We start from the raw sequence: 12,503 nt of genomic DNA, 5'->3' as shown, positions 1-12,503 counted from the left end.
TTCCTACCCCCGACAATAAGCCGTTATTTCAACTCCGGATAACTGATGCGGGTGTGATACATCGTCTTAAGTTTTTCGATGAATGTCGCTTTGACGACATCGATGTCCTTAAATGTCAAAGGAGCATTGTGTAGCAAGCCGTCATTAATCTGACTGTCGATAATCTTATGAACGAGTGTTTCGATATGTTCGTCCGTATATTCGTTGAGGCTGCGCGATGCCGCTTCGATCGAGTCGGCCATCATCAGAATGGCTGTTTCTTTCGTAAACGGGTTGGGGCCCGGATAAGTGAATTTCGCTTCGTCGATGGGCTGGTCGGGATAAGCGTTTTTGTATGAATGGTAGAAATATTTCGTTTTGCCTCGCCCATGATGTGTCTGGATAAAATGGATGATGGCACGCGGGAGCATCGCTTTTTCAGCCATTTTAATGCCCTCCGTGACATGGCTGATGATGATCTGCGCACTTTCTTCGTACGACAGCTTGAGGTGCGGATCAACCTGCTTGTGCTGGTTCTCGGTGAAAAATGCAGGACTCGTCATCTTCCCGATGTCATGATACAATGCACCGGTACGTATCAGTTGGGTATCTGCACCGATCTTGGCTCCTGCCGCCGAAGCCAGAATGGAGACTTGCAGGGAGTGCTGAAATGTGCCGGGACACGTTTCCGAAAGTTTCTTCAGCAACGGTGTATTGATGTTCGACAGTTCGACAAGCGTGATGGGTGAGACGAAGCCGAAAAGCTTTTCGAGCATGTAAATCAATACGTACGAGAACATCAGCAAAATAAAGCTGATGCCGAAGAAAAGCATCATCTGCCAGTTGATTTTGTTCAGATCGCCTTCCTGATAGAGCGCAAGCCCCAAGTAACACAACACGTAAGCGAGCGAGATAAAAAAAGCGCACCGGATCAGTTGAGAACGTTGCGTTAATTCTTTCAGACTGACCATAAAGACGATACCCGCAATCGTTTGTAACATCAGGAATTCGTGCGGGAATGGGGCTATGAGCGAACAAAGCAGTACCGTAATCAGATGAGTAAAGAGCGCTGTGTGCGAGTCGAAGAACGTACGAACCACGATCGGAACGATGGCAAACGGCAGGATATAGATATTGATCAGGTCGTATTTAAGGCATGTCTCGGTCAACAGACAAGGTACCAGTATGCAGAGTTGGATGAAGATGTTGTTGTTGCGCCGAAAGAATATCTCGGGACGGAAGGAGATAAAATATAACGCGCAGCAGAACAAGATACCGAAGATGAGTACAAGCTGACCTGCCCAGATCGTTCCGTATCGGCGACTACCGCCCGATTTCGTTTCGTGGATGATTTTCAGGGAGCGGAGGATGTTGTACGTTTCGGCATCCACCACCTCACCTCGGTCGACGATCCGCTCGCCGGCCTGCACCATTCCGATCGAGAGGGAAACATCGTGCAGCCTTTTGTTCAATACTTTGTCCGATGTTTCCGCATCATACGTGAGGTTCGGCTCCAGATACTGCTCGAAATTGCTCGACCACAATTCGTCTTTATCCATCGGCTCGGGAGCATTTTGAATGATGTTTTCGTAAGCCGTTTTAGGCGAATAGAAGTCGCTTACATTCCTCCCGACGGCCACGTTTTTCTTCAGTACATTCACGCGTGTACGATTTTCCGAAGCCAGCTTCTCCAGTTCCGGAGCGGCCACGATGCCTTGGTTATAAAGTTGTTGTATCTGACGGTTGAGGTATTGCCACAACGGAGTACTCATCGTATGTTGTGAGAGGTAATCGTTTTTCAGATTCTCCAGCACCGTTTTCGATACATCTTCTTTCAGCCGGAAATACGGTTCGAAACGTGCTTTGATGCTGTCTTTCTCGGCCTTGATTTCCTGATCGTTCTTGTAGATGGGGAAGTCGCCCGGGGCTGTCAGCAGGTCGTACCGCCACGGCTTACCTTCGTGAAACTGATAAGGAAATTTTCCTTCACGCGGAAAAAAATAAGCGATGATCGCAGCCGTAACGGCAAAAAAGAGAAACGATTGTATAGTTGCTTTCCTTGACTTCATACGTATCTTCTGCTCAAACGATTTATGAGTTTTCAGGGCGAAATGTACGCAAAAAAACAATATCTGCAAAAATATGGTAAAAGGAAGCGATGCAAACAGAGTATATCGATAATTCTTCTCTGCGATTTTTTCATACCTTTGTGTGCCGATCTTTTGTATCGACATCTACAAATTGTTTATTTAATCATCTTACTAATGACAGAACAAATGAAAAACTGGAAAAAAATGCTCTGGACAAGTCTGTTGTATTTCGGAGGAGGCATATTGCTTTCTGCGCAGCAACCTGCTTTAAAATTTAATGCAGACAAGAAGTTTAAAATCGTTCAATTCACCGATGTGCATTACATCGACGGCGATCCGCGCTCGGCCGGCTCGTTGGAAAACATCGCCGAGACGCTCGATGCCGAGAAGCCGGATCTGGTCATCATCACCGGCGACGTGATATATGGCAAGCCGGCCGAAGCCGGTATGCGTGCTGTGTTGAGGCCTATCTCCGAACGAAAGATTCCTTTTGCCGTAACGTATGGCAATCATGATGACGAGTTTGACATGTCCCGTGAAGAACTGTTTACGGTGATTCAAAGCGTGCCCTACAACTTGACAGCTACGGCTGAAGGCATCCATGGCGTAACCAATTTTATCTTGCCTATTCTCTCGGCTACGAGCGGAAAAACGGCCGAACTATTGTATTGCTTCGACTCTAATGCCTATTCGAAACTCGAAGACGTGAAGGGATACGATTATATCAGAGCGGATCAAATTGCTTGGTATCGCACACAAAGCGAGTCTTTCACACGTGCTAACGGAGGTGTACCCATTCCCTCATTGGCTTTCTTCCATATCCCGTTCCCTGAATTTAATCAGGCCTCTTCGGACGAGCATGCGCACTTCTGCGGAACACGTATGGAAGCTGCTTCGTCACCGAAACTCAATTCGGGCATGTTTGTGGCGATGAAAGAGATGAAAGATATCGAAGGAGTATTTGTCGGTCATGATCATGACAACGACTACGCTGTTCAGTGGCATGGCATTTTGTTGGCTTTCGGACGTTACAGCGGGGGAAATACGGTTTACAACAACCTGAAACCGAATGGGGCCCGCATCATCGAACTGACGGAGGGTGTCAAAGGCTTCCGCACGTATATCCGTCTGCGTGGTGGAGCTATTATCAACGACCTCAAATATCCCGAATACTTTACGGATCAGAAGAATTAGAATCAACGCTCCGATACATTGCTTGTCGGGGTGACAGATTAAAGACTGCCGGGCTTTACGTTTCCATTTCGGAAGAGAAACCCGGCGGTTATTGCTTTAGCATTCTTCTGTCGTCTTTTTTCCAACTTAGTCCGATCCCTCGCATTTTATACCCCGAAACCCGTTCGTTTGATAACAAAGGCGGCTTCTTTGTCCAATAGAGGCTTGAAAACTTGCAGAACCACCTGTCTTGTGTCTATCTTTGCATCCACAGACATAATATTTCATAATAAAGTCTTTTTAGTGGTATATGAATGGTTTATGCGAGGAATCCGAGACGTGAGTCTGGGATTTTTTCTTTTTAAGGCCTCACCATGGCCGAATCCATCCCCTTGGAATATTTGATTAGGTTCCGTCCTGTCTCGTCCGAATAAATTACATAATATTCGATATTCTGAAACGTTTCGGCCATGCGGCAGGCTGCTTCTACGCCCATCGCCATAAATGCCGTGGCGTATGCATCTGCCGTCATACAGTCAGGAGCGATGATTGATGCACTCAGGATGGTTTGCTCCGAAGGATAGCCGGTTCGAGGGTCGATCGTATGGGCGTATTTCTTGCCTTCTTTGATATAAAAATTACGATAATTGCCCGACGTTGCCATTCCTTTCTTACCACAGAGCGTCACCACTTGGCCGATATCGTTTTTAATACCTGTCGTATCGTCTTCGGGCTTATTAATTCCGATGCGCCAGCAATCTCCTTTGGGATTCAAGCCTTTGGAAGCAACTTCTCCACCGATGTCGATCATATAATTTTCGACTCCCTCACGTTCGAGGAGGGCAGCGATCACATCGCAAGCATATCCTTTGGCAAGAGCAGAGAAATTAAGCTGGATACGCGGGTCTTCTTTGACCACACTCCGGCCTTCGAGACGTACTTTTCGATATCCGACAAACGTTAAGAGACTATCGATAACGGGTTGCGATACGCTGTCTTTTCGCTCAAAACCAAATCCCCACAGATTGATCAACGGAGCAGCTGTGGGATCGAAAGCTCCGTGGGACTGGGCGGATACTTCCATCGCCTTGTTAAAAACGGTCACGAACCAATCGTCGACCTCCACTTCTTCGTTTCGGTTTACTTTGGCCAGTATCGAGTTGGGATTAAAGGGATTCAACGAAAGATTAAAAGCCTGAAACTCCGCGTCGATTTTTTCGGTTAACAACACGGGCGACTTGTATTTAATCTGATAAAGCGTATGAAAAACCGTTCCGCTCTCTTCGTAATATTGAGGTTGAGAAGAATGGCACGACATGACCGACAGGATTGTCGAAAAAAGGAAGGTAGAGCGGAGAAAAGCGCATCGTTTGCTTGTTTTCTCTGAAGAAAATTTCATTATCGGATTCATTGTATTTTCTGTGTTAATTTTCGCGCAAAGATACGTCAAATTTTATACTTGTCCGATAACCTTTTTCGAGTATAAACAATCTTTCTTTAACGGAATATGTCAGTTAAATATTTTGTTCGTCAGCTTGTTGGAGTGATAACGAAAGACCGTGTGTAAAGATGTAGGATGGCTGTTGTGCATGCATTTTTAGCAGAAGCTCGAAGGGGTAAACAAGTCTTGCAACCAGTTTGTCTAACAAAGCCGGTTGCAAGAGATTCTTAATAGGCGGTAGTCGTCAATCGTCGAGATGGCCGAAGCGACCTTGATTGAAGTCGTCCATGGCCCGAAGTATTTCCTCCTTTGTATTCATGACAAACGGTCCGTAGGCCACGATGGGTTCGCGAAGAGGCTCTCCGCTCATGATCAGGACGATGGTATCGGGTACGATTGCTTCTACCGTGAACCTTTCGCCTTCGTTGGCGAACTTGAGTATGTTGTCCGTCGGCACATCCGTCCCGTTCACCAGTGCGTGTCCCTGTACGACGAGCAGTGCGGTGTTGTAATGCGAAGGGAAAGAGAACTCGGCCTTGCCGCCTTCGTTGAGCCGGGCGTTCATCAGCGAGACGGGAGAATGCGTCTGCGCCGGCCCGTCTGTCCCTCGGTATGTTCCGGATATGACTTCCACGATACCTGCATCGTCAGGCAGGGTATGCTTGCCCATCGAAGCGTTGGTGATGCTCTGATATTTGGGGGCGGACATTTTGTCTTTCGAGGGCAGGTTGACCCAAAGCTGTACCATCTGGAAAGTGCCGCCCTTTTCGGCCCATTTGCGGGCGTGAAACTCCTTGTGCAGGACTCCGCCGCCGGCCGTCATCCACTGTACATCGCCCTTGCCGATGATACCTCCGTGTCCGGCGCTGTCATGATGCTCCACTTCTCCTTCGTAAGCGATCGTAACCGTCTCGAAGCCACGGTGCGGATGAACGCCTACTCCGCCCGGAGAATCCGTGGGGCCGACGCTCATTTTGGCATTGTAGTCGAGCAGGATGAAGGGGTCCATCTCCTGCCTGGAGAGCCCCGGAACAGCCGGGATGAAGTTATGTACACGGAAGCCGTTGCCTACCCAATGCGTTTCTTGCGGATGCGTTACGAATGCGATTTTTTTCGTTGCTGTCATTTAAGTATCCTCCTTTGTATTGTTTTGATTTACGTTACAAAGGTAGTTCTTGCCGCCGGGCTGTGCATTGATCTCGGTTAAGAAATACCTTGCCTTTAGCGAAAGTGACGTTCGGCCAGTTGGCGGCGGATGCGGCTCAGGCTTTCGGGAGCGATACCGAGATAGGAGGCGATCATCTGCTGCGGCACGCGGAGCATGGCCTCGGGATAATGCTCCACGAAGTGCAGGTAGCGCTCCTCGGCAGAGTGGCTCTGCATGCCGGTAATGCGGAGCTGAAGGGTATGGATATGCTCGTAGAGGAGCTGCCGGTCGAACTGCTCGAACGACTTGTCTTCGCGGGCAAGACGGTTCACCTGTTCGTTGTTTAGCAGCAGGATACGCGAAGGTTCGATCGTCTCGATAAAGTAGGAAGAGGGACGATCGAAGAAGATGCTTTCCACGTTCATCAGAAACCACCCCTCCACGGCGAAGTGCAGCAGATGTTCTTTCCCATGCCTGTCGATCGAATACTCGCGCACGGCGCCCTCCTCGATGAAAAAACGATGACAGCAGGTCTCGCCCGCAGAGAGCAGAAATGCTTTTCTCCCAAGCGCCAGCACCTTGCTCTTCTCGAGGAGTGTCGATAGTTGTTCGTCGGTGAGAGGAACGTTCGAACGAATATAATCCGTGAAAAAAGACTCTTTCATCGCATCGAAATTATTATTATTCATGTGCAAAGATAAGAAGTACAATCTCAATTCAAACCTTAAATGGGAATATTATATTCTATGTTTGGCTTATTTTTATAACTTACGGTGTAATAAATCTCTGAGGAGATTAATCCGTGAAGTGATGACTTTTATAGAAAGAAATGAAAGTTTTAATTCATCCTTTTATTTCTACGCTTGATCTTTTTGTATAACATCAAAATTGGGCGTTATAATCTCGGATCTACTTCTTCACTTTCCAAAGCCAATATCCCGAAAACACTTTCATGTACTCGTCTTAAAGGTTCTTTTTTTACGAATCTTTCCAGTCCTTCTACGCTAAGGGCAAATTCTCGGAGTGCCAACGATTGTTTTCTCGAAAGGTTTCTGTTTTTAAGTCGTTCGATATTTTCGGGGACATCGTATTCAGGCCCGTAGATAATTCTCAAATATTCGCTTCCTCGACATTTTACGGCCGGTTGCAAAAGACCTTCCGAGCCATAAGCGATGAAGTGATACGGTTTGACTACCATGCCTTCTCCTCCTTTGCTTGTCAGGTCGAGCCACCATTGTACGGCATCATCAAAACTGGACGGATCATTGAGTTCGACGATCTTGTATGGAGTCGTCATAAACAGTCGGGGATCGCCCAGGCATATCTCGGCGATGTGCTTCATGTGCCATTCATGCGTTTTGTCTACGTGTACTTGACCTTCAGTCGCTAAGATATGGAAAGGCGCTAATTTGTAATCGTCGATGTTTCGAACAGTCCAACAATAATTTTGATAAGCCTTTACATACTTATCGATCGCCTTAGCCTTAGTCTCAAACTTTTCTAAACAAGGCTGCGCCTCTCTCATGCCTCTGTCGACAGCTTTTTGCAGTACCTGCTCAACGACCGTCAATGCGTTTCCCGCTGCTGCGCCGACCGACGCATACTGATCTTTCAGCAAAGCCTGTGCTTTGGCAGACCATGGCATTAATTCCGCATCCAGACAAATCCAACCTGTGTTGAATTTTTCCCAGATGTTCGCTTCCGACAGGCATTGATTAACTCTTGTCATAAAGGCCTTTTCCATAACCGGCTCATTGAAAAAGTTTCTGCCCGTTCGTGTATAACAAACTCCGATGCCTTCATTTTCAATACCAAATCGTTTGAGTGCTGTTTCTTCGTCTTTGCAGATAACCAAAACGGATCTTGAGCCCATGTGTTTTTCTTCACAAACGACTTTTTCGACACCTCTTTTTTTGTAATAGTTCAATGCCTGTACAGGATGTTCAAGGAAGTCCGGTAAATCGCTGGTAGCACACGGAGACATCGTCGGAGGAAGATAAATCAGCCATTTGGGATTGATGGCAAAGCGGCTCATGACCTCTAAGGCGGCAATCGAGTTCTCTTCGCGGATGGTGATGTTGTTCCTGAGCCGCGTTTGTACAATACGCTTGCCTGTAACATCTTCGATGTTCAGTAAGTCGTCATATTCGTGTTGTGAGCTGAGTTTCTTCTCCGATGCAGAGTAGTCTAAGGGCTTTACGGGTTGGTAATAGACCTGCTTGGCCTTGACGGAAACGAGTTCTTCTTCCGGATAGCGTAACGCGGTTAGTTTGCCTCCAAACACGCAACCCGTATCGATATCCATTGTCCGGTTTAACCACTCGGCGTCCGGAACGGGGGTATGTCCGTAAACGACTTTGGCCTTTCCTCTGTATTCTTTCGCCCAATTATATCTGACTGGTAATCCAAACTCATCGATTTCTCCCGTCGTTTCTCCATACATACAGAAAGAACGAATGGCACCAGAGGCACGGCCTTGCATCTCCTCTTTCAGTCCCGCATGCGCAACAACCAGATTGCCTTTGTCAAGCACATAGTGACTAATCAGACCGTACAAAAACTGCCGAACGCTCTGCTTAAACGCGATAGATTCATTTTCCAATTGTTTTACCGTTACTTCTAAACCATGTTTGATTTGAACTTGTTTGCCGTTCAGGTATTTCAGCAGTTTGATATCATGATTGCCCGGCACGCAATAGGCCACTCCGGAGTGGACCATGCTCATCACTAAGCGCAGCACATCGGGAGAATCAGGTCCCCGATCAACGAGGTCGCCGACAAAGACAGCCTTTCTGCCGTGAGGAGCAAGCACCTCAAACCCGAAGTTCGAATCGTCGGCTTTTACATGGTTTATTTGATAGCCGAGCGTTGTAAGAAGTTCGTATAGCTCATCGAAACATCCGTGCACATCGCCGATGATATCGAACGGACCTGTTTCATCTCTCTTGTCGTTATACAGCTTTTCTCTTTTGATTTCAAGCACTTGTTCTACTTCTTCCACCGATTTTAATACATAAATCTGTCTGAATCCTTCTTCTTTCAAATGCTTGATGCTCTTTTTCAGCTGTTGACTTTGCTGATGAATAACGTGTGCTCCGATGTTACGCGATAGTCTGTTTTTGTTCCTTTCTTCGCAGATTTTTTCAGGCAGATCCAACACAATGGCCACCGGCAAACAATGGTATGTTCGGGCTAACTCTACCAATCCTTTTCGCGATTCTTTCTGCACGTTGGTCGCATCGATCACGGTCAATAAGCCATTCTTCAAACGCTTACCTGCGATGTAATATAAAACATCAAACGCGTCGTTCGTAGAGGCCTGATTGTTTTCATCGTCCGAAACGATCGCTCTACATTCGTCGGATGATAAGATTTCCGTGCGTTTGAATAGTTTTTTAGCCAGACTGCTCTTTCCGGAGCCTGAAATACCAATTAGTACGACTAATGAAAGTTCGGGGATTTTAATTTCCATATCGAAAGATTGCCATTTGTGACGGAGCTCCGATCTGTGCTTCTTCGTCACCGACCGGTAAAATCTCCACGTTATAGTTATACGTTTCTCCTATCTTGTTTGCCCATTGGGCGAATTCTTCTCTGGTCCACTCAAAGCGATGGTCGTCATGCCTCATGTTTTCAGCATCCAACTTCTCCCACATCACATTGTATTCTTTGTTGGGCGTCGTCAGGATGACGGTTTGCGGTTGGGCACATTCAAACAGAACACGCTCAAATGCCTGAAGCCTGTTTAAATCTAAATGTTCGATCACTTCTACAACGGCTGCCGCGTCGAAGCCTTCGAGACGTTTGTCTCTGTACGTTAATGAGCCTTGAAAAAGATGAATCCGCTCTTGCTGCTTCGGAGACATTTCATTGAAATGAAGCTTTTCTTTGGCCTTCAACAATTCCTGATATGAAACATCCATCCCCGTAATCGCAGTGAACTGTTTTTGTTGCAAAAGTTCTCTGATGAGCTTTCCGTCTCCGCAGCCTAAATCTAAGACCCGTTCCGCGCCGGATTCGGCTAATTTCTGCGCTACCAACTTGATTCGTTTTTCGTGGAGCGTTTCTTTCCGTTTCTCCGATTCTGTTTTTTCGGCCGGCGCTTCTGTCGAACGGTCTATTTCTTCTCCTTCGCTTAATCGTTCGAGCGCTTGGCGCGAAAGCGAATGCAGATGAATCAAATAACGCTTGATGATCGATTCTTTTTCGGGATGATCGTTGAGCCATCCTTTTCCTTTTTGCAGCAGCTTCTCCATTTCGTCTTTGCTTACAAAATAATGCTTGTCATTGTCCAGCGCAGGGATTAAGACGTACAGATGCGAAAGCAATTCTTTTGTGGTTATGGTATGTTCCAGTCTTAAGAAGAAGTATTTACTGTTTCCCCATTCCGGAAATTTATCATCTAACGTATGATTTTTTACTTCTACCTTGTATCCGAGAGGCTCAAATAAGTTTCGGATCAGCATTTCTCCGCCTCTGGGTGCAGGGAGCGAGACGATTGAAACCTCGAAGGGTAATTTCATCTCTACGAGTTTCGGCTTCTCTTTGCATTTGCCGTTCATGGCCGATGAAAAGACTTTCGAAAGAGCCACGCTCATAAACGAGGAAGCCACATAAGGCCGGTCGTTTACATAGTGTGCGAGGGCAAATCCGTCTCTGCCCAAATTTCTTGCGTTACGAACCATGTCTATCGGATCAATGTCGAGCAAAAGGCTGACGGTGATCTTCTCCTCGCTCTTTTCTGGATAGAACACATGAACTTTTCCAACCGACAAGTCGAACGTTTGAAATTTGTCCGGATGTTTATGAAGCAAATAGCCGAAGTCTGTCGTCGGTTGATGTGTTGTTGTAATGTTTAAGATCATATTCTGATGATGTCTTTTGTATATATTTATCCCATTCAAAACCTGTCTCTTGTGGTGCCTTAATCGATATGTTGAAACATATCCGTAAGCCGCAAGGGGGTGATGGGGATAGTACTGTTTTTTGCGTTGATGAAATATTGATTTGTTTATTCGTATACTTGTTTGTTGGGTGGAAATCCCTTCGGGCTTCCCACCCAACGGTCGGGCGATTTGCGGTGTCCAGCCCTCCGGGACTGTCCACCAACAAGCGATTTGCAAAATGCAAATCACTTCGCAAATCGCCCGACCGTTTTATGACTTATCTTTTGATCCTTGTTTTCTAACGCGCAAATATACAAACTTCATTTATTTTATACATATCTTCACGCTTATTCGATCTATTCTTCGAGGACGCCGATGCAAGTATTAAGACCTTTTCATTCATCCGTCGAAATGATTCCGAAAAAAGGCTTAGACGATTTGGGGAAAAGGCTTAGATGTTTTGGTGAAAAGGCTTAGATGTTTTTAAAAACGTTGGGATTCGGAGGTAAGTCGCTGAATATTATTTTGATTGTGATCGTTTGGATTTGCAGGGATTTTCGCTTAAATTTGTCTCTCCAAAAATTTAAAAAAATCGCGTCATGAAAGATTTTACTTATTATGCTCCTACCGAAGTGGTATTCGGAGCAAACTCGGAAGAGAAAGTTGCGAAGCTGATCAAACGTTACGGAGGAAACAAGGTGTTGATACATTACGGAGGAGGCAGCGCCGAGCGCTCCGGTTTGCTCGGAAAAATCCGCGATCTGCTTAACGGCGAACAGATTCCTTTCGTAGAGTTGGGCGGTGTCGTGCCTAATCCCAGACTGTCGAAAGTGTACGAAGGTATCGAACTGGGACGCAGCGAGCGCGTCGATTTTATCCTTGCCGTGGGGGGAGGAAGTGTTATCGATTCGGCCAAGGCGATTGCCTACGGACTGGCCTACGAGGGCGATGTATGGGACTTCTTTGAGGGTAAAGCGAAAGCACGAGCCTGCTATCCCGTGGCGGCCGTACTGACCATCCCTGCGGCAGGGAGCGAGATGAGCAGCGGAAGCGTGATCTCGAAGGAAGAAGGGGAGCTTAAACGGGCTTACGACAGCAACTTCGGACGTTGCCGTTTCGCCATTATGAATCCGGAGCGCACTTATACGTTGCCTCCCTATCAGACTGCCTGCGGGGCGGTAGACATCATGATGCACACGATGGAGCGCTATTTTTCTCACGACGACGATATGACGCTTACCGATACGTTGGCCGAAGGCTTGCTGCGCGTCGTCAGAGACAGTACGTTTAAGGTGCTGGACGACCCGACGAATTATCGACATCGCGCTCAGATTATGTGGGCCAGCAGTCTTGCGCACAACGACCTGACGGGATGCGGGACAACGCCCGACTTTGCCACGCACATGCTCGAACACGAGCTGAGCGCTCTGTACGACGTAGCTCACGGCGCGGGGCTGGCAGCCCTCTGGGGAAGCTGGGCGCGTTACACCTATCGTGAGAATGTCTCCCGTTTCGTTCGCTTTGCCGTCAATGTGATGGGGATCGACAACGACTTTACCGATCCCGAAGGTACGGCGCTGGCCGGCATCAAGGCGATGGAATACTTCTACCGGGCTATCGGCATGCCGGTGAGCATCCGAGAATTGATCGGGCGCGTAGCCACCGACGAGGAGATTCGATTGATGGCCCATAAATGCAGTCGGAACGGCAGCGTAACGGCCGGTAACTTTAAGAAACTGAATCGTGAGGATATGGAAGCCATCTACCGCATGGCCAACCAATAAACC

Annotated in this window: 8 protein-coding genes; 2 read left to right on the top strand and 6 right to left on the bottom strand. The window is 47.2% G+C overall.

Translation table 11 applies throughout. The features are described 5' to 3' along the window. Window positions 1-23: 23 nt before the first annotated feature. Window positions 24-2,048 carry an HD family phosphohydrolase gene (locus tag EII41_RS03345; protein ID WP_124789419.1) on the bottom strand — a complete coding sequence of 675 codons (2,025 nt, stop codon included), beginning with the start codon at window positions 2,046-2,048 and terminating at the stop codon, window positions 24-26. Window positions 2,049-2,255: 207 nt separating this feature from the next. Between EII41_RS03345 and EII41_RS03340 the strand changes: the two genes are divergently transcribed. After that, window positions 2,256-3,263 carry a metallophosphoesterase family protein gene (locus tag EII41_RS03340; RefSeq protein ID WP_124789418.1) on the top strand — a complete coding sequence of 336 codons (1,008 nt, stop codon included), beginning with the start codon at window positions 2,256-2,258 and terminating at the stop codon, window positions 3,261-3,263. A gap of 340 nt (window positions 3,264-3,603) precedes the next feature. On the opposite strand, the gene EII41_RS03335 is transcribed toward EII41_RS03340, so the two are convergent. From EII41_RS03335 to EII41_RS03315, 5 genes are all read right to left on the bottom strand, one after another. Beyond that, on the bottom strand, window positions 3,604-4,560 hold the full coding sequence (locus tag EII41_RS03335; RefSeq protein WP_124789446.1) for an FAD:protein FMN transferase: 957 nt from the start codon (window positions 4,558-4,560) through the stop codon (window positions 3,604-3,606). 367 nt (window positions 4,561-4,927) lie between these two features. Next, window positions 4,928-5,809 (bottom strand): pirin family protein, encoded by an 882-nt coding sequence (locus EII41_RS03330; protein ID WP_124789417.1) that lies wholly within the window; start codon window positions 5,807-5,809, stop codon window positions 4,928-4,930. Between the two features lie 95 nt (window positions 5,810-5,904). After that, entirely contained in the window at window positions 5,905-6,519 is a 615-nt protein-coding gene (locus tag EII41_RS03325; RefSeq protein WP_124789416.1) for a Crp/Fnr family transcriptional regulator, read from the bottom strand. 206 nt (window positions 6,520-6,725) lie between these two features. Further along, a complete protein-coding gene (locus EII41_RS03320; RefSeq protein ID WP_124789415.1) occupies window positions 6,726-9,302 on the bottom strand; it encodes a polynucleotide kinase-phosphatase in 2,577 nt (858 codons plus the stop codon). Then, window positions 9,292-10,695: a 3' terminal RNA ribose 2'-O-methyltransferase Hen1 gene (locus EII41_RS03315; RefSeq protein ID WP_124789414.1), complete on the bottom strand. Its 1,404-nt coding sequence runs from the start codon at window positions 10,693-10,695 to the stop codon at window positions 9,292-9,294. Before EII41_RS03315 ends, EII41_RS03320 begins: the two co-directional genes overlap by 11 nt. Window positions 10,696-11,315: 620 nt before the next feature. Between EII41_RS03315 and EII41_RS03310 the strand changes: the two genes are divergently transcribed. After that, complete coding sequence (locus tag EII41_RS03310) at window positions 11,316-12,500, top strand: iron-containing alcohol dehydrogenase (protein ID WP_124789413.1); 1,185 nt, start codon at window positions 11,316-11,318, stop codon at window positions 12,498-12,500. The last annotated feature ends 3 nt before the right edge of the window (window positions 12,501-12,503 follow it).

This window comes from Tannerella forsythia (genome assembly GCF_003860135.1).
Classification (GTDB): Bacteria; Bacteroidota; Bacteroidia; order Bacteroidales; family Tannerellaceae; genus Tannerella; species Tannerella forsythia_A.
The sequence above is the reverse complement of the archived record's forward strand: the minus strand, read 5'-3'. Positions and strand labels throughout refer to the sequence as shown.